The 21,448-nt window shown below is 45.4% G+C and carries 16 protein-coding genes and 1 pseudogene; 5 read left to right on the top strand and 12 right to left on the bottom strand.

The window, feature by feature from the left end:
- From mraW to KUL49_RS19320, 4 genes are all read right to left on the bottom strand, one after another.
- Window positions 1-357: 16S rRNA (cytosine(1402)-N(4))-methyltransferase (mraW, locus tag KUL49_RS19335; RefSeq protein WP_131138317.1), on the bottom strand; the 357-nt coding region annotated here is incomplete at its 3' end.
- Window positions 354-812: a division/cell wall cluster transcriptional repressor MraZ gene (mraZ, locus tag KUL49_RS19330; protein ID WP_012519465.1), complete on the bottom strand. Its 459-nt coding sequence runs from the start codon at window positions 810-812 to the stop codon at window positions 354-356. The genes mraW and mraZ, both read right to left, overlap by 4 nt.
- Window positions 813-1,302: 490 nt before the next feature.
- Window positions 1,303-2,157 (bottom strand): putative porin, encoded by an 855-nt coding sequence (locus KUL49_RS19325; RefSeq protein ID WP_131138316.1) that lies wholly within the window; start codon window positions 2,155-2,157, stop codon window positions 1,303-1,305.
- 158 nt (window positions 2,158-2,315) lie between these two features.
- A complete protein-coding gene (locus KUL49_RS19320) occupies window positions 2,316-3,086 on the bottom strand; it encodes a SapC family protein (protein ID WP_014950439.1) in 771 nt (256 codons plus the stop codon).
- 393 nt (window positions 3,087-3,479) lie between these two features.
- Between KUL49_RS19320 and KUL49_RS19315 the strand changes: the two are divergent.
- Window positions 3,480-4,707, top strand: a pseudogene (locus tag KUL49_RS19315) (dipeptidase).
- An 85-nt stretch (window positions 4,708-4,792) separates the two neighbouring features.
- Here KUL49_RS19315 and KUL49_RS19310 read toward each other — a convergent pair.
- The 6 genes from KUL49_RS19310 to KUL49_RS19285 form a co-directional block, all read right to left on the bottom strand.
- Window positions 4,793-8,023 carry an efflux RND transporter permease subunit gene (locus KUL49_RS19310; protein ID WP_131138315.1) on the bottom strand — a complete coding sequence of 1,077 codons (3,231 nt, stop codon included), beginning with the start codon at window positions 8,021-8,023 and terminating at the stop codon, window positions 4,793-4,795.
- Complete coding sequence (locus tag KUL49_RS19305) at window positions 8,016-9,779, bottom strand: efflux RND transporter periplasmic adaptor subunit (protein ID WP_131138314.1); 1,764 nt, start codon at window positions 9,777-9,779, stop codon at window positions 8,016-8,018. Before KUL49_RS19305 ends, KUL49_RS19310 begins: the two co-directional genes overlap by 8 nt.
- A gap of 5 nt (window positions 9,780-9,784) precedes the next feature.
- Complete coding sequence (locus KUL49_RS19300; RefSeq protein ID WP_131138313.1) at window positions 9,785-11,194, bottom strand: TolC family protein; 1,410 nt, start codon at window positions 11,192-11,194, stop codon at window positions 9,785-9,787.
- A gap of 187 nt (window positions 11,195-11,381) precedes the next feature.
- Entirely contained in the window at window positions 11,382-11,852 is a 471-nt protein-coding gene (locus tag KUL49_RS19295) for a hypothetical protein (protein WP_242633898.1), read from the bottom strand.
- Window positions 11,853-12,078: 226 nt separating this feature from the next.
- Window positions 12,079-13,167, bottom strand: coding sequence for a carboxylesterase (locus KUL49_RS19290; RefSeq protein ID WP_181412781.1), 1,089 nt, complete (start codon window positions 13,165-13,167; stop codon window positions 12,079-12,081).
- 84 nt (window positions 13,168-13,251) lie between these two features.
- Window positions 13,252-13,992 (bottom strand): glutathione peroxidase, encoded by a 741-nt coding sequence (locus tag KUL49_RS19285; protein ID WP_014950446.1) that lies wholly within the window; start codon window positions 13,990-13,992, stop codon window positions 13,252-13,254.
- A 225-nt stretch (window positions 13,993-14,217) separates the two neighbouring features.
- On the opposite strand from KUL49_RS19285, the gene KUL49_RS19280 reads away from it, so the two are divergent.
- The 4 genes from KUL49_RS19280 (at window position 14,218) to KUL49_RS19265 (ending at window position 17,793) form a co-directional block, all read left to right on the top strand.
- Window positions 14,218-14,913, top strand: a complete 696-nt coding sequence (locus KUL49_RS19280; RefSeq protein WP_014950447.1) for an AAA family ATPase — start codon at window positions 14,218-14,220, stop codon at window positions 14,911-14,913.
- A complete protein-coding gene (locus KUL49_RS19275) occupies window positions 14,873-15,196 on the top strand; it encodes a hypothetical protein (protein ID WP_014950448.1) in 324 nt (107 codons plus the stop codon). The genes KUL49_RS19280 and KUL49_RS19275 overlap by 41 nt, the downstream gene beginning before the upstream one ends.
- Before the next feature lie 128 nt (window positions 15,197-15,324).
- Entirely contained in the window at window positions 15,325-17,457 is a 2,133-nt protein-coding gene (locus KUL49_RS19270) for a GGDEF domain-containing protein (protein ID WP_131138310.1), read from the top strand.
- Between the two features lie 18 nt (window positions 17,458-17,475).
- Complete coding sequence (locus KUL49_RS19265; RefSeq protein ID WP_039227925.1) at window positions 17,476-17,793, top strand: hypothetical protein; 318 nt, start codon at window positions 17,476-17,478, stop codon at window positions 17,791-17,793.
- 93 nt (window positions 17,794-17,886) lie between these two features.
- Here KUL49_RS19265 and prsR read toward each other — a convergent pair whose 3' ends face one another.
- Together prsR and prsK are read right to left on the bottom strand one after the other, a co-directional pair.
- A complete protein-coding gene (prsR, locus tag KUL49_RS19260) occupies window positions 17,887-19,248 on the bottom strand; it encodes a PEP-CTERM-box response regulator transcription factor (RefSeq protein ID WP_131138309.1) in 1,362 nt (453 codons plus the stop codon).
- Window positions 19,249-19,323: 75 nt separating this feature from the next.
- The gene (gene prsK, locus KUL49_RS19255) at window positions 19,324-21,396 is read right to left on the bottom strand and encodes an XrtA/PEP-CTERM system histidine kinase PrsK (protein WP_131138308.1); all 2,073 of its coding nucleotides are present in this window, start codon (window positions 21,394-21,396) and stop codon (window positions 19,324-19,326) included.
- Window positions 21,397-21,448: the final 52 nt, after the last annotated feature.

Here is a 21,448-nt window from a genome sequence, read left to right as displayed (position 1 = left end):
AAAACCACGCTCGGCATCATCTAGCTGAGGTGATGACACCCCCAAATCCATAAGCACACCGTCAATCTTACCGGTTAGTCCCAGCGCTTCGATTTCTTCTGCCATATCACCAAACGGTGAGTGGATAATGCTAAAACGCTTATCATCGGCGAAACGTTCTGCCGCTTTGATTGCTTGCGGGTCACGGTCAAAGGCGATGAGTCGCCCTTGTTCGCCCAATGCATCCAAAATATGTGCTGAGTGCCCCCCACGGCCGAAAGTGGCGTCAATGTAGATACCGTTCGGTTTGATCGCTAGGGCTTCAATGCATTCATCAAGTAATACTGAAATATGTTTAAATTCGCTAGGCTGCGTCATAGAGAAAAGTCCTGTAATCGTTCGGTAAGTTCAAATTCGCCTTTGCGTTCGGTGTCTATATCAGCTTCAACTTGTTGTGCCCAAATATCGGCATCCCAAATTTCGAATTTGTTTAACTGACCAACTAACATGACTTCTTTTGAGAGTTTTGCGAAACTTCGCAGTGGAGTAGGAACAAGAATGCGCCCGCTTTTATCCATCTCACCTTCAGAAGCATAACCTAGTAGCAATCGCTGCAAGCGACGCTCGGCTGGGATCATGCTTGAAAGTTTAGAGAGTTTAAGCTCAATCTCTTCCCATTCGGGAAGTGGGTAAAGTAGCAAACAACTTTGTTGTGTATCGACTGTGCAGACCAGTTGTCCCTGACAATCATCCAGCAGCGACTGACGATACTTCGTCGGTATAGCCAGTCTGCCTTTTGTATCCAGATTGATTGCGTTAGCGCCGCGGAACATTCCCCTAGCCTTTTATTATTTGCTCTTGGTTTTCTTGTTTTTTGAGTACTAATCTGCAAAGTGATGATGATTTGATCCACAATTCGCCACATTTACCCACTGAGATACAGTTTAGGTATCAATGATCCCCACTGTCAAGTAGAAAAAAGGCGTGAAGGCCGCATAAACACTGGGTTTAAACTGGCTGGATATACAGTGTTTTTAGGAAGTGTATGATTAGGCGTGTAAAAAAGATTAAAAAATATTCAGCTGAGAAAAAATTAAGGTGTAATTAATCGATGAACTGCTGTTTTTGACTGTAAATGAGCGGCGAGATCTCACGATTATGTTTAACGCTGTTTTCAGCCCTATTGCACGTATGCTGAGTCGTAATTCAACCAGCTGCGCCACATCAGCACGTTAAAAAACGAGTGAGTTAACACGACTAGTGCTAACTCACTGCATTTACATCAACGCGTGTTAACGCATAGCGATGATCAAGTGTCCTAACTTAGAAACGATAGGATGCGGTAAGCGAAGCCACGTCGCTATCTACATCGCTATCAATATCTGTTTCATAGCTAGCTGACACTGAAAATTGCTCATTTACCCAGTAATCAAGCGCAACACCTGCGGTTTTTACATTATCGAACCCATCTGGTGCATTGGTATAGCTATAGCTTCCCTGAACGCTCAAACCTGGAGTGAAGAAGTATCTGGCGCTGCCCGATAAAACGTCAACATCGTCTGCTACGTACTGAGCTGTAAAGTCCCAGCCCGTTCCCGCGTTGCCTACCGTGGTATAGCGTGTAAAAACAAGTGGTGAAGTCTCATTTTCACTTTCGCTGTAACTTTCCGTACCATTATTAAAGTCGTAAGTGGCACGCTGATAGATGACACCTGCACCAATTTGCCATTGACGGGATAAGTTAAATCCTACCTTTAGGTCAATATTGGTATAATCTTCGTCACCGAATTCGTCGTCAAATTTACTGTGAGCGCCTTCTATGGCAAGCATCCACGTATCGTCTAGGTAAAAAGTGCTGCCTAAATTAAATACGTCAATACCATCTAAATTGGCGTAACCACCAGATAAACTCGATACACGCTGAAGATAAGGGTTGATAAGGTAAGCGCCGCTGTTTCCGCTAACTTCTTCAAGGTAGCGCACATATCTTGCACCGTAGAGGTTGTCATCTACCCCTTCAAAATCGACAGCAGTTACCTGTACTTCGTTTTGTGTAGTTGCATGTGCTGCTGAGACTGTAATTACTGAAGCCGTGATAAGTGATAGTGCAGTTAGCGTAGTTTTTAGCTTGTTAGTGTTAGTGTTAGTGTTAGTGTTAGTGTTAGTGTTAGTGTTCATGTCTTTTGTCCTTAAAAAATGTGTTGGGAACGAGGTGTAAGATAAGACATTAAAACTTAACGGTTTCTGAACGAAACATGACGAAGTCTGAACGTGAATTTTAGGTACAAAAAAACCCGCAACTTTGCGGGCTTTTAAACTTCAAAATGAGGGAGCGGTTACGCGTTTGGCGCCGCTTCAGGTGCGGCTTCTTCTGCTTTAACCGCAGAAAGCTGCATGCTGCGAATTGGGTTTTCTGTGTCATTAGAAAGCTCAACAAGGCGGTTTAGCTGACCAACAGACATCATTACTGCGTAGATAGCACCTAGGAAGCCTTGCTTGTGTAGCTCAAGCACCTGCTCTTCTGGCAGCTCAAGAAGCTTCTTCTCATTGATGCTCATCATGCCAGTAACATTGCGCTGTTTACCATCTTGGTATGTAAGGCGAATTTGAATTGGATCAAGAAGGTCCAGTTCAACGACTTTCGCAACAAAACGCTGAGTTAGCATTTCGCTATTCGCAAGGTCTGCTAGGAATTTCTGACGGTTATCTAGGAACTCGCTTGCTTCACCAGCTTCAGTGAATAGCGCTTGGCCTTCGTCAGAAATAAGGTCAGAGTTTTCATCAATGTAAACGCCAAGCTTGTCGCCGTCTGGACGCACGTCGAATGGATAGCGAAGGATGTTCATTGGAACGTGAGGGCCTTTCCAGCTGTCGCCAGTTAGAAAAAGGTTTTGACCTTGTTCCATACCAAGCATAGTCACAACGTGGTGACGCTTTGATGTAGTGTCTTCAATGAACACTAGCGGCATTGTCGCAGCTAGTTGTGCAAATTCACGGATCGTTGCTGCTGCAAGGTGTGTATTTTTCGCAAAGCTGAAAGATGTATTTACCGCAACCTTTAGGTCTTTATGCTTTTCTTTGTCTAGCGGTACAAAATTAATAGCCATATTTATTTCTCATACTTGTTAGCTGTGGCCCCGGCTTGATTATGTGAGAAGAGCGGGTGCCACTAAAAAATTACGTCGGCCGCGCTGATGCATAGTAGTCATCGATAATTGGCGGAGCGCTTGGGAGTATCCCGTATTCGCGCAATGAAGTCACGCAGTCTTCACAATAACAAGTTTTAAATTTTTATTGCAATGTAAACTTGAAGTAAACAAGCACAAGCGCTCTAAAAATGAGCAATATCGACTAATTTAGGGCTTAGCGAGAGCAATCTGGGGTAAATGCATAGCAAGTAAAAGCCTATTGTCGCAGTGCGCATTATCCTTTAGTCTCGTATTGCTATTAAGTTAGCGGTTGTTGACCTAAGCGATAAAAAAACAAAATAAGGATTTTCTATGAAGGGGCGCTTCCCACTCTCATCTTGCGCATTACTTATCTCTGCGCTTTTTGCTTCACACTCTGTACTTGCTGAGACCTCTACTTATTCAGCATCTGAAAAAGCTATCAAGATCGCACAAGAAACTATTATTGTTGATGGACACATTGATGTTCCTTATCGCGTAAAGGAAAAGTGGGTTGATGTCACTAAAGCCACGCAGGACGGCGACTTCGACTACCCTCGTGCAGTATCTGGTGGTTTGAACGCCCCTTTTATGAGTATTTACGTGCCTGCTAGTTTAGACAACTCTCCAGAATCTACGCAGCTTGCCCATGAGCTCATCGATTCAGTAGAAGCCATTGTTGCCCGCGCACCTGATAAATTTGCCATTGCTAAAAGCCCTTCTGACGTAAAAGCCCAATTTGAAAAAGGGTTAATTTCACTGCCAATGGGCATGGAAAATGGTTCTCCTATTCAAGGTGACTTGGCGAATTTAACGGATTTTTACGAGCGCGGGATTCGCTACATTACTCTTGCTCATAGTCAAGCCAACCACATTTCTGATTCTTCGTATGACCTGCGCAGAAAATGGAAAGGCCTTAGCCCGTTTGGCAAAACCTTAGTGGGCGAAATGAACAACATCGGCATCATGCTAGATATTTCTCATGTGTCTGACGACGCTTTTTATCAGGTTATTGAGTTAACAAAGGCGCCAGTCATAGCATCACATTCTTCACTGCGCCGCTTTACCCCCCGGTTTTGAGCGCAACATGGACGACGAGATGATCAAAAAACTCGGCGAAAATGGCGGTGTGATTATGATTAACTTTGGTTCTAGTTTTGTATCTAAAGAAGCTGGCAAGTGGCGTAGTGGCCTTACTGCAGCGCGAAAAGCCTTGGTTGAAAAAGAAGGCGAAGAAAGCCCTAAGCTAGAGAACTTTGAAGAGAATTATCGCAAAGAAGTGCCTTACCCTTATTCAACCCTTGATGAAGTGCTTGACCATATCGATCACGTGGTAAAACTGATTGGTGTTGATCATGTAGGTATTGGTTCAGACTATGATGGTGTAGGTGACTCATTACCTATTGGCCTTAAAGACGTGGCGAGTTTTCCAAACCTAGTACAAGGATTGCTGGATAGAGGTTATAGCCGTAGCGACATTGAAAAGATATTGAGCGGAAACCTTTTACGCGTTTGGCAACAAGTTGAAGATTATGCGAAAGATCACGCGGCAGCGCACTAATCGCACAATGCTTTAAAAATAAAGCGCAGGGAAGCGTGTTATCGCTTCCCCATGCTTTATCTACTCTACTACACTTTCAACTCTATTATTTTTTGCGTGACACAATTAAGTAAAACGCGCTTGGCAATGCCAACAGCGTTAATACCAGTGCACTCGCCATACCGCCTACCATAGGCGTCGCAATTCGCTGCATCAACTCACTACCGGTTCCAGTGGCATAAAGCACAGGTAATAAGCCCACAATAATTGAAAGCGATGTCATCATTACAGGGCGAAGCCTTGCCGAGGCGGCATGGACAATAGCCGTTTTAACAAGCTCATCTTTTTTAATGTTGCCATTTTCTGTTGCGTGCTTAGTAAGTGCATCTGATACATATTGGTTTAGATAGACCAACATGATAACGCCTATTTCTACCGCTACGCCGGCTAAGGCAATAAACCCTACGCCTACCGCCACCGAAAGATTAAAATTAAGAAGATAAAGCAACCATACACTGCCCACCAGCGCCAACGGTAAGGTAGCAAGTATGAGTGCCACATCGCGAAGACGTTTGAATGCCAGATAAAGCAAAAGGCAGATAATGGCTAACGTTAGCGGTATAACCACCGACAGTTTTGCTTTCGCGCGCTCAAGGTAAGCAAACTGCCCCGCCCACGTGATGGAGTATCCGGTGGGTAAATCGAGGTGCTCTGACAAATGACGTTTCGCGCTATCTACATAGCCCCCTAAGTCAATACCTGTGGCTGAGTCTGACGAGATATCAATGTATACCCATCCATTTAATCGGGCATTTTCGCTTTTAATTCCCGCCGGCCCGTCGTCAATACGCACAGTTGCCACATCTCCAAGGGTAATGTGAACACCGCTTGGCGTGACGAAAGGCATGGATGCTAAAGATTCAGGCGTATCGCGGTAGTGCTGTAAAAAACGCATGGCGATAGGAAAACGCTCACGCCCTTCCACTGACTGCGTAACCACTTTGCCGCCCACTGCCGAGCCCACAATACTGTGAACATCGTCTATCGTCATGCCATAACGCGCCGCCAACTGCCTGTCGATATCGATATAAACATAACGGCCACCTACCACCCGCTCAGCGTAAACTGATGCTGTGTTGGGCAGGTCTTTAAGCAGTGTCTCTATATCCATTCCGATGGCTTCAATGCCGCCGGTTGCCAACATGTCGATGCGGGTTTTAATTGGCATTACCCACGCATTGGTCAGCCCAGGAAATTGCACCAGAGCGTTAAGCTCTTCTTTGAGCTTTTCAGTGGTCATGCCCGCCCTCCACTGGGCTTTCGGTTTAAGCTGAATGAAGGTTTCAATCATCGTCAATGGTGCAGGGTCTGTGGCCGTATCTGCGCGTCCAATTTTCCCGAATACCGTTTCAACCTCGGGCAAGGTTGCAATAAGCTTGTCCGTCTGCTGTAAAAGCTCTCTGGCTTTACCCACTGAAATACCCGGGTAGGTTGTAGGCATATACATCAAATCGCCTTCGTCCAGTTCGGGCATAAATTCACTACCTAGTTGGCTTAACGGCCAGTACATGGAAAGCAACAAGCAAAATGCCCCCGCCAAAGTGAGCAGTGGGTAGTTAAGCAACCGCGTCAGCAATGGTTGATATACGCGCTCTAAAGCTCTATTTACCGGGTTCTGGGCTTCAGATCGTATTTTTCCGCGTACAAAATAACCCGCCAGCACAGGTACCAAGGTAATTGCCAGCGCCGCAGCTGCTGCCATGGCATAGGTTTTGGTAAAGGCAAGAGGCGCAAAAAGACGCCCTTCTTGTGCTTCTAACGCAAAAACAGGAATAAAGGATACGGTTATAATTAGGAGCGCAAAGAATAAAGCTGGGCCAACTTCGGTGGTCGACTTAATCACCAGTTCCCAACGTTTGACTGCCGAAAGCTTTGCAGATGTTGGCGCAGAGGCTGGTAAAGATGTTTGCGACTGGGCACTCCCTGACCCCACCTGACTTGCTGAATCCCTTTGACTCGCTGCCCTCACCTGACGTACTGAACCCACCTGACTTGATGAAACAGCATGCTGATGAATGTGCTTGTGTAAATTTTCAACCACAACAATAGCGCCATCCACCATTGCACCAATAGCGATAGCAATGCCACCTAACGACATGATGTTGGCATTAAGTCCCTGCAGCTTCATTACGATAAACGCGGCGAGAATACCAATAGGCAAACTGATTAGCGCAACCATAGATGAACGTAAGTGAAACAAGAAGATAGCGCATACCAAACCAACGACCAGCAATTCCTCCACCAACTTATTGGTGAGGTTATCGACGGACTTATCAATAAGGGAGGAGCGATCGTACACGGGAACGATATTCACCCCTTCCGGCAAGCTCGCTTTTAATGAATCCAGCTTAGCTTTAACCGCATCGATAGTGGCTTTTGCGTTTTCACCATAGCGCATCACTATAATGCCACCCACGGTTTCGCCATTCCCGTTTAGTTCAGCAATACCGCGGCGCATCAACGGGCTTTCTACCACTTGTGCTACATCGTTAATCGTTATGCTAACGCCGTCCTTGATAACGCCTGTAGGCAACGACAGTATGTCGTCAATGCCCTGAATGTAGCTTTGCGCACTAACCATGTACTCTGCCTCGGCCATTTCAATAACCGAAGCGCCTGACGCGCGGTTACCCCGTTTAAGGGCAATTTCTATCATGGATGGCTGAATGTTGTAGGCACGTAATTTTTCAGGGTCGACAATAACTTGGTATTGTTTAACCATCCCTCCAACAGACGCCACTTCAGATACGCCTTCAACTGACTGAAGCTCAAACTTCAAGAACCAGTCTTGCAACGCCCTTAACTCACCAGCATCTAGCGCATTTGGCTGACTAGCATCGTTCTCCAACGCATAAATGTAAACCCAACCTACCCCTGTCGCATCTGGACCTAACTGAGGTGTCACGCCTTCTGGAAGTTGCGAAGACGCTTGGCTTAGGTATTCCAGAACACGGCTTCGAGCCCAGTACATGTCTGTATCGTCATCAAAGATTATATATACGTAGGCATCGCCGAAGAATGAATACCCTCGCACCGTCTGTGCGCCAGGCACTGACATTAGCGCAGAGGTGAGAGGAAACGTCACCTGATCTTCCACCACTTGCGGCGACTGACCGGGATAGTTTACTTTCACTATAACTTGGACATCAGATAAATCAGGGATAGCATCGACGGGGGTGTTTTTCACCGCCCAGACACCAGCAATACTGAGCATAATAGCGCTCAGCAATACCAGTATTCTATTGTTTACCGACCAGCGAATTACCGATTCAATCATGGTGCATATGCTCCTTATGATTTATCGATTTTTGTTCTACCGACTTGTGAACCATTGACTTATGAACCATCGACTCGTGAGCATCGCTTTGCTCTCCATCGCCCTTCAGGTTGCTCGTATCATGTTTATGATTGCTGTGACCTGAGTCATGCACCATACCCTTGTCCACTGCATGTTCACTGCGCTTTCGCATATCGATAACCGTGAATTCTTTGCCAGTCACAAAGGTGAACATTATGTTGTCACCTTCTTTGAACTGAGATAAGTCAATATGCTTTGATACCGCAAATGACATTGTCGCAGGTCCCCGCCCCCATTTTTCAATCGGACCGCGAGCGATCACTAAGTTTGCGTTATTCCAAGCGCCATTCGTTTCGGCGTCAGCGGGCAATTCAATTGCCTCAATAGTACCTGTTGTCGTGGCCTGGTGTTCTGGCGCTTTCATTCGCTTAAAGTCACTGCTTTTCGACGACTCTGAATCAATCAAAAATTGTGCTGATACCACAACATCATCCTCTGGCAACAAGCCTTCGACTACTTCAAAATGTGTACTATCGCTTTGCCCCAGTGTTACGCGTACTGACTTAAAATTGCCATCGCCTTTACTGAGTACCACTTTTGCGCCCTCAGCCGTGCGAATGACGGCACTACGAGGAACCAGTAACGCCGCTTTACGTTGAGTAGGCTTTATTCCAACGTGGGCAAACATATTGGGCCTTAACGTGTGGTTGCTATTGTTTAGCGGTATGCGCACTTTCAAGGTTCGGGTTGTTTCTGACAAAGACGGATAAATATATTCTACGTGGCTTTCCCATTTAGCATCGAACCCATGGTCCATTTCGTCGAGGGTAACCACAGCGCTATTATGAGGCGCGATAATTAGCGCGTATTTTTCAGGTACCTCAGCAATCACCCACACCGTATCTAGCTGTGCGATGCTCATCAAGGTTGTCCCGGGCTGAACGTAAAATCCTTCCCTTATATTCAGCGCTTCTACCACACCGCTTTGCGGCGCGTTAAATGTGACGGTTTGTGTTACTCGTCTAGTTTTTTGCAACGCTTCAATAACGCCCTTTGATAGCCCCAGAGTTTTTAAGCGCTCGGCTGCCCCCTCAATTAAACGTGCGTCTCCTCGTCTAAGGGCTAGAACGAATTCTTCTTGTGCGCTAACTAATTCTGGCGAATACAGGGTATAAAGTGCCTGCCCTTTCTCAACTTGCTCACCTTGGGATTTAATGAAGAGCCTGTCGACCCAACCTGATACTCTAGGGTGGATGTGCACAATACTCTCTTCATCGTAGGCTACGTTGCCCACCGCCGTTACGGTCTTTTGAAGTGTTCCAATGGAAACAGGCGCGACTTTAACCCCCATATTGTGCTGTACATTTGGCGGAATCATTACGGTACCAGGCGAACGCTCATTACTTTTCGCAGATGTTGCGTCGTCATTGGCGTATACGGGCACTAAGTCCATTCCCATCGGTGACTTTCCCGGTTTGTCACGGCGGTAGCTGTCATCCATAGGCGCTACCCAATATAAAGGGGCTTTGTTGTCAGTTCCGTCGCTGTGGGCACTGACTCCGCTGTGGGTGTTTACTCCGCTGTGGGCACTTTCACCATTTCCGTGTTTTGATGAATCAGACAACAATAGTGAGGCCAAGCCAAACGCTAAAAGGCCGCCGAGTAGCAGACCTATTAGCAAGCCCCTTATTAGCGAGCTTTTTGTATCTGGAGCAGGTTGAGTTGAAGATGTCATATTTGCTACTCTTTATTCGAAAAATGGACGTGAGTGGGCAGGTACAAGTAAGCAAGTGACGCCAATGTTCTGGCGCGCTCGATGTCGATTTTGAGTAAATCATCCTGTACCTGTACTTGCTTGAGATTGGCATTGACAACATCACCGATATCACCGGTGTCTGTGGTATAAGCTGTCAGTTCAGCTTCAGAAAGTTGCCGTGTTTCACCAATTAACGCCGTTTCATAAAGCGCTTTGCGCTCACTTAGCGCTGACAAGCGTGATTTAAGCACCTCTGCATTCGCGGCAAGCTCGTTCACTTTTAATCGGAAGTCCGTTTCAGACGCACTCATTTTGGAAGCCGCCGCGGCTATTGAAGCGTCTTGACGAGACTTATTGAAAAACGGAAGGTCTACTTGAACACCCAATGACACAAAGTCAGCTCGGCTTGCGCCATTTTGCGCGTCTTGTCTGTATCCATAGCTTGCTTCAAATGCCCACTGAGACTTAGTTTGCTCTCGCGCTATGTTCACATTTTGCGCTTCTATCTGGGTCTGAATTTGAAGCAGCATAGCCTCAGGATGATGCTGTAGTATTGAAAAAGGCTCACTGTTCTCAATAACCGTTAAGAACGAAGAAAGGCTGAGGTTGCTGTCGTTTAAGATAACATCGAGCTCGATACGCGTTGGATAAGAAGGCGTTGATTGAGCCAGCGGTGCGCTTACAGAGTCATCTAGCGGCGCACCAAACCATTTTGAAAGTGCCGATCTCGCTTCATTTTTTTGCTGGTAGGCCTGCACATATTTGTCGTCTAGTGACAACAATGCCAAGCGCACTTGCAGTATGTCTTGTTGCGCCGCTGCACCAACGCCTTGGCTGTATCTGGAGTCAGTAAAATCGAGTAGCTGTGTAAGCAATGATTTCTCTTTGTCCAATAATCCAATGCGACGTGTTGCATAGACCCAATCTAACCAGGTAAGGGTAACCTCACGTTTAAGCCACGCCTTTCTCGCTTGGCTCTCTACCGACATTTGATCAGCCATAACCTGATACTTTTGCTGGCTGTAGAGGTTTTCATCGCCTCGCGGTAACTGCTGCTTCAAACCAACTTTAAATTGCGTCATAGGCTCTTGGTCAAATGCGAAGCCGTCGGTAGGCAAGTTTTGTACAGAAGCTGAAACCTGAGGACTTGCCCAATATGATGACGCTTCAGCTTCTGCATTAAAGCGATCCTTTCGATGCGCATTCCCTTTAAGCAAAGGGTCGTATTGAATAGCTAACTGCAGCGCTTGTTCCAGGCTTAGGGTCTGCGCGACAACGGGCTTATTAGCCATCAAAAAAGAAGAAAGCACAAAAATTAAGGCGAACAAAGCGCTTACTTTACAAGGTCTGTTAGCGCTTTCGTTCACTTTTTTGGGTACCGAATAGTTGCTCATGTATAACATCACTTTTCAGGTGTAAGGCGTAGTGACGTTGCATGCTTTTCGCTAAATTCGACAAAGGAAATTAGCAAAACCACTTACCACGCGTTACATAGATAAAAGATCAGAGATATCTCAAAACGAAAAGACACCTCGTTGAATCAAAAACGTCTCTGCGGCAAAGCAAATCCGCAAGATGGATCTATGCTGTGAAAAGTGATTTAGGTGGGCGAAACTGCCCGAAGTGAGGAGGTGTACTCTGCCCTAGAATAGGCGCAGTGGCAGCCATTCTGGCTACTGATATTTCGGTTTCAACGGTAGGCTGAATTAGCGCACTCGCGCTAAGATTAAAACAGTGATCGGCTGGGCAATTACATTCATCCTTGCAGCAAGACATGTCACTCATCTTCGATGCTTTCACGCTATTCACGCCTGCATCGCTAACTTGTACGCCGTCGAACTGAGCGGGTTTGCTCTTGCTGTTTTTAACACTTAAATCCGCATGTTGTGATGACAATTCTTGGTGCTGACAATGTGTATTAGCAGACTCAGGGGTTTGAACCTGATGGTTAGCATGAGCAGCATCCGACTGCGGTGTCATCACCGACATTGAATGGGCATGTTCGTATGAATGTTCGATAGATACAGCGCTACCTGACGACACGAGGGCCATCATTAAGAACAGTGTAAGGATAAACGAACTTGCATTCGCCGACCTATACCGTTTGCGCGTTAAACCAATCCGAAACTTTCTCAAATACTGTACTCAAAATATTGCTGTCTATTGTGCAACGAAATAATAGCGTGATGTAACCAAGCAGTAAAGCTAGCCTTTAATGTCGCTAAGCTAGGGCCTGTTGACCTTTGTTGTACACCAGAGGTCAACAGGCCCCAGTAACTTATTCAAACTGAGACAGGTAATCTCGCAACATAAGGCCCATGGTTGAAAATAGCGGGTTTGCTTTAGGTACCGCACACTCTTCTTGCTGATTAACCATGCTTGCGTTGAAATTCATTTTATTGAGCAAGCTTGTATTCACAACTAAATCTGCATGGCACAACCCGTACGATTCATCGATAACGAAAAAGGTATTCGGACCTTTACTTGCGTCCATTAACTGCTCTATGCCGCGAATTGGCGTGGTTACATCAGCTTGAGAATGAGCGGCAAATAGCGGCACTTCAATTTGCTGTCCTTCCTCGACTTTGTCCCGAATGATGTTTATTAAATCCATCAATTCCAACCCTGCTAAACCTGCCACATTTGGATACTTATAAGGGTTGGGGCCATGCGTTTGATAGGTTCCATCAATAATTCTGGCTAAAAGTTTAATGCCCCAAATTCGAGACATACTTTCAGCATTATCAGACAGCGCCAGCGCGCCAGAAAATAGCATAAGACCATCAATATTATTTACTTCGTTTCCTGCACTATCCAGATAATGTTCAACCGCCAGCGCACCACCTGTAGAGAAGCCACCTACAAGCAAAGTATCACCCATGCTATCAGCCAATTTAATGACTTCATCCACGTGTGACTGCCAGCGCTCAGCTAAATCCCAGTCAGACATGTCATCGTCAGCATCTCGTTTACCATGCCCAGGCAAAAGCGGCACGACTACAGTGAAACCCTGTTCAAATAAGATGTTGGCGATTTCACGCATGAAGAAAGGTGAGTCGCTTAAGCCGTGGATAAGCACTGCCACCTTGCTGCTTGATTTGTTGGTCAGCATGAAAGGCGAATTGCCTTCATTGCGCAATACGTTGCTGCATACCGAAAAACGATTGAGTGCCGTTTCTCTACACGGCTGGGTTTGGCCCCACTCTTTTTCGTAAAATGCTTTGAACTGATTTTGAAGGTCTGAAAAACTTCTGCTTTTCATTTCGCTCGTATCGGGTATAGATAAATTTGCGGCTATAGCCATATTTACACCTAAAAGCGCAACAATACCTATGAGCATTTTTACAAAAAACTTCGATGACACTATTATTCTCCGCTACGGATAATTAATAAAAAACGGGAGCAGTTTACCATGCTCCCGTTTCTTGTGACGATTAATACGTATATTACGTTAGCTAAAGTAAACCTCTAGATCGTCAGAACCACCAATATGTTTACCACCGATAAAGACCTGCGGCACAGTCTCACGACCGCTAATCGCCGTTAAGCTGGTTAGTGATGCATCTTTACCCAACACGATTTCTTCGTACTCGTAGCCTTTTTCATCAAGCAGTTTTTTCGCTTTAGCACAGAAAGGACAACCCGGTTTTGTGATAATAGAAACAGGCGCGTTAGTTTGCTCTTCTGGCGCAATGTAAGCCAGCATGGTATCTGCATCCGACACTTCAAACGGGTCGCCAGCTACATCAGGCTCAATAAACATTTTGTCTACCACGCCATCTTTCACTAGCATCGAGTAACGCCAACTTCTTTTGCCGAACCCCAAATCCGCTTTATCTACCAGCATACCCATGCCATCGGTAAATTCTCCGTTACCGTCGGGAATAACGGTTATGTTAGCGGCTTCTTGATCTGCGGCCCATGCATTCATAACAAAAGTATCGTTTACCGATACACAAACAATCTCATCAATGCCGTGTTTCGCAAACTTTTTCGCTAAAGCGTTATAGCGAGGCAAGTGGGTAGAAGAACAGGTTGGTGTAAAAGCACCTGGAAGTGAGAACACCACGACATTTTTGCCAGAAAATAATTCATCTGTCGTTTTCGTTACCCACGTCTCACCTTCTCTGCACGGAAATGAAACGCTAGGTACTTTTTGGCCTTCTTTGGAAGTGAAGCGACTTTCTGACATAACAACCTCTTATCGGTAATCTCAATTATAAAGTAAGAAGACTAGAATGAGTTTTTGCACAAATCAATAGGTATTGTCTTACATTCGTTAATATCGATTTTGATGCTGAACCTAGCTGATAGCCTGCCTATGCTTTGAGTGGAGGTTAGGTACGGTCGTGACACCATTCACGACCCACCGAAACGCTCAGTATTTTAACATAAGCGATATTCGAGGGTTATCACCATGATTATTTTGGTTGGTGGAGAAAAAGGCGGTAGCGGAAAGAGCTGCCTGGCGCAAAACATTGCAGTGTATCTTCGCACTGAAAAAGGTGCCAAGGTGTTAATGGTCGACTGTGACCCGCAGCGAACGACCTCAGACTGGATCCAAGAGCGTAAAGCTAACCCTCGTCTCGCTGAAATTAACTGTGTTCAGTTATACGGTAAAATACGTAACGAATTACTTAGCCTGCGTCAGTATTACGATTACGTTGTAATAGACTGTGGTGGACAAGATAACCTAGCGCTTCGCTCGTCAATGGCGGTTGCTGACCATATACTGATTCCACTTAGACCCAAACGTCGCGATCTCAAAACGGTACCTCACATGGAAGATATTTTATCTACCTGTAAAATGGTTAACCCGAAAATGAACGCCGCGTTCGTTATCACACAGTGCCCTTCTCTACCTAGCCTGGCAAACCGTATTCTAGAGGCAAAAGAAGTGTGTCGCTCATTTGGTATTCCCGTCCTAAACTCTGTTACTTTTAGTAGAAACATGTATGACGATTCAGAAGAGTCAGGGCAGTCAGTTATTGAGAGTGAACCAGAAGGTAAAGCGGCCACAGAAATAAGAACCTTGTTTGAAGAGCTACTAGCTGGCAAAGTGGAGGATGCTTATGAGTTTACTCAACCTCAAAAAGTCGAAGCCGTTAGCTAAGCCCAATCTACGAACTGTAGAAGATTTTATCGACGATGCGCTGCTTTATGCCCAAGGTAAAGTGGATAAAAAGCAACCATCGGCGGCAAAAAACGATTTAAAAGACGTTCGTACAGACCGCGTCGTGCCGATAAGAAAGCCTGCAAAATCAGAAGGTATGCGACATGCTACTTTTACGTTAACACCGCAATGTATTGAAAAACTTGCAAACATTGCCCAAAAGACAGGTAAAGCTAAGTCTGCACTGATTCGAGAGTGGATTGAAAATAACAGCATAAATTAGACTAAAGTATAAATCCAAATACGTATTTCATTCGTTTTATCCTTCACAATAATAATGTTGCCTTGGCGTTAGCCTACTGGGATACTCACCGACAGCATGTTCTGACAGCGTATAGGAGATACAATCGAATGGGCCGTGAAGGATTTAGCACAGTGCGCGTGCTGGTGTGTGCCCTGCTAATTGCTGTGCATGGCGCACAGGTTAAAACGGTAGAAGCGTTCGAGCTTTTCAATACCGAGATTGCTGATGTCGAGAACCTTTTAAATGCCAAGCAATATACTGACGCCGATAGCAAGGCACTGTTGCTTTTAGAGCAAGCGCTACAACAGCAACAAATGTCTGCTGATACATTTTCTGCCCTCGGACTCTTACTTCAAAACGCATCGCGTTTTGAGGTGTCAAAAGCCATTTTTAATGCCGCCTTAGAGCGCTACACCACAGATGGTGAATTAAACAAAATGGCGTCAACGCTATTACAACTAGCCACCTCAGAAAGACACCTCTCAAATTATGCCATTGCACTGACTTATGTGCGTCGCGCTATGTCTATTGCTCAAATTGAGCGTAATGAATTACTTAAGGCTCAATTGAACCTTGAGCTAGGCATAATTCAACAAGAACAAGGCGAAATTGAAACCGCTTTAGAGCCGTTAAAGCAAGCGCTACGTTACTTTCGTGAAAATAACATGGCCAGTGAAATGAGTGTTACGTTGCTGCGCATCGGAGAGATATACAGTTTGCTCAACCAAGCTACGTTGGCTCATACCTACTACCAAGACGCTTTCGACAGTATCGAGGAAACACAGGAGACCCGATTACTTGGTGTGATCAAAACTCGTATTGGTGCCTTATCTCTAAAAACAGGCTCTGTAGACCAAGCAATAAGAGCAATTAACGAAGGTCTTGAACTCCTGCTATCCACCTCTGATGTAGGGGCCATAGCCGAAGCAAAAATGCTATTGGGAAGAGCATTGGTTGAAAACGGCGATACGGCTAAAGGGCGAGAGTTATTGCAAGAAGCCATGCAATTTGCCGATTCATCGGGTCAGGCAAAATTGGTCAAAGAAGGCAGACTCGCTTTAGCGCAAGCCTATATGAAAGAGCAGAGTTTCGAATTAGCCTTGGAAGAGGCTCGCACGGGTACCATTGACGCGAGAAAAAATAGAGACCTTAGAGGACAGCTTAGTTTTCTTTCGTTACAGCTAAGCGCCTTTGTATCACTAGGCGAATTCAAAAAAGCCTTAGATATTCAATCTGTTATGCAGCAGCTGCGTGAGGTGCTACTTGATTCAGAAAACAAATCTGCCATTGAAGGCCTGCAGGCTGAGATTGAGCTTGTGAGGCAATCTAGGACGTTGGAGAAACTGGAAGAATCCAAGCAGCTGGCGTTAGCGCAAGCTGAGCGAGAAAACCTGCAGACGACTCTTTTTTGGAGCATATCATTAGCAGCGTTACTCTTGACGTTTTTAGTGTGGAGCCGCTACAAACAACGTCAGCAAACGATTATTTTGCGCCGAGAAGTACGCCAGCAAACACTCAATCTTCAAGAAAAAAATCAAGAACTGGAAAGAGCCTATAAAACGCTAGAAGAGGTAAGCCTGCGCGATCCGTTAACGGGTTTGTACAATAGGCACTACCTCGAATCGCAGCTTCCCGGTGAAATAAGGCGCAGCCAGTTCTCGGCAAAACAAAGCCCCAGTACAGGAAAGACGAAACAAGACTTACTTTGCTTACTTATTGATATCGACCACTTCAAGCGCATCAACGACGACTATGGGCATATTGCCGGCGATAAAGTGCTATCAGCGTTTGCCAATGTCCTCAAAGAGGTGTTCAGACAAACGGATTTAATTATTCGATGGGGAGGCGAGGAGTTTCTTGTGGTTTGTCGCCAATCCACTCGTGAAGAGCTCCCTGAGGTTGCCGAGCGCTGCCGAGAAATGGTCGCAAGCACCCCTTTTGATATCGGCTTAGAAAAACCAATCAATATTACTTGTAGCATTGGCTTTTCGCTGCTTCCTCCAGATAGAGAGGAAGACTTTGATACCGCGTGGAAACGTACATTCGCTGTTATCGATTACGCGCTGTATGCCACTAAGTTATCAGGGAGAAATGGATGGGTTGGCGTAATCGAAACGCTTAAAACTCAAAGGGAATACCCCACTCCACTAGATACGAAGTTTAATTTTCCTGGTTCGAGAATTGCCACATCGTTCAACAACGTGGCAAGTATCAAATGGCCGGAGACCCTCGAGAAATAGCAGTAGAGGAATAGAGATATGTACAGAGGAAGCTGCAGCTGCCAAGCAATTCAATATGAAATTGATCATATCGGAGAGCTTGACGCCGATGACGAAACGCTAAGCCATTCAGATACCAGTGAACTGCGCGTTACAATTGAAAAAGAGCAGCTGGTTATTGACTGTGCACCGTCAGCGCTAGCGGAACTACACGAGGCTAATGACGAAACCCACCACGTGTGTAACATTTGTGGGAGCGTTATCTTTGTTGAGCGTGGCTCTAACCAAGTGTCGGTTGAGGTGACCTTCAGCGGTCATGACGTCTTAGCAGAGTCTCACTGCCAGTTTGTATTTTAAGTGGGTACACAAGGATAAAGGTGAACTGCGAGTTCGCCCAGATATCAACAGGTGAGAAGTACATTTCTCTCCTGTTTGGTAGTCATGTCTACCCTAGTCGCTATTTTTGATGTCTTCCATATGGTATTTATCAATGAGCGAATACAACGTGGGACGAGTGACGCCAAGTAATTCTGCCGTTTTCGACATATTCTTATCTGCTTTTTGATAGGCCCTGCGAATAGCTCGACTTTCAGCAATTTCTCGCACTTCACGCAGATTCAACGTTTCAGGCTCATCATGGGCATCTACAGGCATCAAGCCTAAATCGTCAGGTTGAATTACCGTACCTTCAGCCATAATAACCGCCGACTTTAGCTTGTTTTGCATTTCTCGAATGTTGCCCGGCCACTTATGGGCTAGCATGGCGTTAACTGCAGTTTCTGAAAAGCTCTTCGCTTTAGCTTTGAATTCTTCGCGATAAATATTCAAGAACGTACGTGCAAGTAAAATAATGTCTTGGTCTCGTTCACGTAAAGGAGGGATCATGATCGGCATTTCCCCCACACGGTAATATAAATCTTCCCTGAACGTTTCTTGCGCCACCATAGCCTGTAAATCGCGGTGCGTTGCACAAATTACGCGTATATCAACGGGAATTTCATTGCGTCCACCAACGCGCTCGATCACGCGCTCCTGCAAGAACCGAAGCATCTTAGCTTGCAGACCAATGGGCATATCACCAATCTCATCTAAAAACAGTGTTCCGCCTTGTGCTGTTTCTATCTTGCCGATGGTGGTTTTGTTCGCGCCAGTAAACGCCCCTTTTTCGTAACCGAACAACTCACTTCCTAGTAAGTTCTCTGGGATAGACGCACAGTTAATAGCAACAAAAGGTTTGTCTTTTCTAGGGCTGTGTTCGTGAATACTGCGCGCAAAAACTTCTTTACCTGTGCCACTTTCACCAAGTAACAGAGTGCTTATGTCGGTATTGGCAATTTTCTCAGCGCGACGTACCACTTTTTGAATAGCTTCGCTGTTACCCACTATTCTGGACATGCCAGAACGGGTGCGGGCAAGAATGCTATTCTCATGCTCTAACTTAGACAGGTTAAGCGCACGGTGCACCAATAATTTGATGGTATCTGAATCGATAGGCTTCTGATAAAAATCGTATGCCCCAAAATCGATTGCTTTTAATGCGTGTTGTTTATCGTTATTACCTGTAACAACGATAACTTTGGTTCTAGGCGCTAGCGCAATGATGTCGTGAAGAATACGCAAACCTTCCGACGCATTCGCTGGATCTGGCGGAAGCCCTAAATCTAGGGTAACAACCTTAGGTTCAAAACGACGGAGCTGGGCTATGGCAGATGTGTGATCGTCCGCAAAAACAACGTTGTAATCGGTAAGACTCCATTTAAGTTGCTTTTGGATACCTAAATCATCATCTACTACCAAGATGGTATCGGTCATTTCATCATCCTATTATTCTACTTCATCCATCGAAAGGGAGTGGATTTGATAATATCCACTTTTTAGTTATACACCCTATCCTATCGGAAAATACAGCGTAAAACAGCTACCGCGTCCAGGTTCACTTTGAACAGTTAGTTTGCCACCGATAGACTCGATATATGTTTTTGCATCATATGCACCAATACCCATACCAGCATTGCCTTTCGTGGTATCAAATGGCTTGAATAGTCGCTCTTCAATAAACGCTTTATCCATACCTGACCCTGTATCTTCTATCAAAACTAGCTGCGTTTTGTTGTCAGAATTTCCAGTAATCACCACGTCGACTTCTCCGTCATCTGCGGTTGCCTGCTGAGCGTTGCTGATTAGGTGATAAAGCACGTTTGCCACCTTATCCTTATCAACCGTCACGGCCGTTTCTTTTAGCACATGAACTGTTGGTAGCGGACGTAAACCTGAACAGCGGTTGTTAACCACATCTTTGGCCAGCTCCGAAATCAAAAATTCTGAGTTTACACCTTCTTCAACGGCCTTCTTATCAGTCAGCTGCTTGAGCATTTTTTCCATTCTTGCCTTAGTATGCTCCAAGGTTTCGAAGGTGTCTTCGATAAATTCAGGGTTATGTTTATGCTGTTGAGCATTGGCAAGAATAAGGTCGACTTGAGCTAGTACATTTTTTAAGTCATGTAAAACGAACGCAGACATTCGATTGAATGCCGCAAATTGGGCGTTTTCTGCTACCACTTGAGCGGCCTCGTGGTGCTGCATGTACGTGCCTACTTGCTCAGATACGGCGGTTAGATAGTCTTTCACTTCCCAATTTAAAGTGATTTTTTCATTGTCTCCTGACGCGAGAACAGCAAATCCCCACAGTTTTCCCTCTTTTAAGAAAGGCACGAAGAGTTGGTAGCCCCATGCTTTTAGTGCATCTCTATCTAGCTTTAACCCCTCGTAATCGAATGGTTTGACGAGGTAGGCGTCCGTATCAATGATCCAGCCATTTTTGTCGCTGTAACTTGCGAGCGTTTCCAACGTTGTACAGGTAGCGTTGTTTTCTTTCGAATCAGTTGACGATTCATTGTTATCTGTTGCCGCAGTGTTTGTAATAGGTGATGCCTTAGCCACGCATTCATAGCCATTCTGCGTTACTTTAAACAGCAGACCTGACTCATATTGAATGGCGTTAAGCATTCCTGTTAGGCCAGCGTGGTAAACATCTGATGAGGTATCCCCTGCACGTGTTAACCACTGCGTTAATTTCACCCATTCAACCCGGTAGTCGAACTGATTCGCAAAGAAATGTTTAGTGATAAATACTTTTATCTTAGTGCGAAAGCCGTTGGACAAGAATACCGTGGCGAGCAATGCGAATGACATCACAACCAATATGATTTGAACCGTCGCTCCCCAGTTGCCTCCCATATAACTTATGGCGTAGCCGACAACAGCCATCACAAAAAGATAACCGCCCGCCACTAAGAGTAAAGAGCTGTGCAATACCACGTCCCGCGAGATAAAGATATCAATGCCCCAGTGATGAATTCGTCGAATCGATATGACGAGTAAGGGCATTAACAAAAAGTAAATATAGCCTCGTGCCGCTATGTAGCCAATTTCAACCTGGTTTACCATGGTAGCGTTTGCATAAGTAACGAACTCAAACAGGTTGGTTGCTCCCAGATAAATAATGATTGGTTTAAACGCCCACTGCTCACGCCCCGCCTGTCGATATACAACTTCCAGAAGAACAAGCACTTCTAATGACAGCACGATCAGTACAAGAAAGCTCCACGCGGGATTTACTACCAATAGATAAGGGGCTAGCAATGCTGCTAGTGCGGGGGCAATAATAATTAACGTTACAGGTCGTTTTAGAACGTCGAAGATGTTGCTAAAGCTGGTCTGTATACAGCCAGCCAAAAAGAGTAGCCATGCGAGCTGCTTAAGCACGTCAGCGCTGAGTAACCAGCTTAGCGAGATAGGTCCAAATAGCGAAGTGATTAAGGTTGTAGACCATAAAAAGGTGGCTGCGGTCGCCAATACCAACAAATGCTTGGCTACGCCGGGTTTGCGTACCGTTAACAACAGCAATAAAAGGGCTAAGTGCGCCAGACTATTTAACCCATAGCCTACATCTGAAATCATCCTTTTATCTCACCTTTATTATCATTATTTAGGAGATGAAATTCAGGGAGGC

This window comes from Alteromonas sp. KUL17, from assembly GCF_006538305.1.
GTDB classification, from domain to species: Bacteria; Pseudomonadota; Gammaproteobacteria; order Enterobacterales; family Alteromonadaceae; genus Alteromonas; species Alteromonas macleodii.
This window is presented reverse-complemented; position numbering and strand designations above follow the sequence as displayed.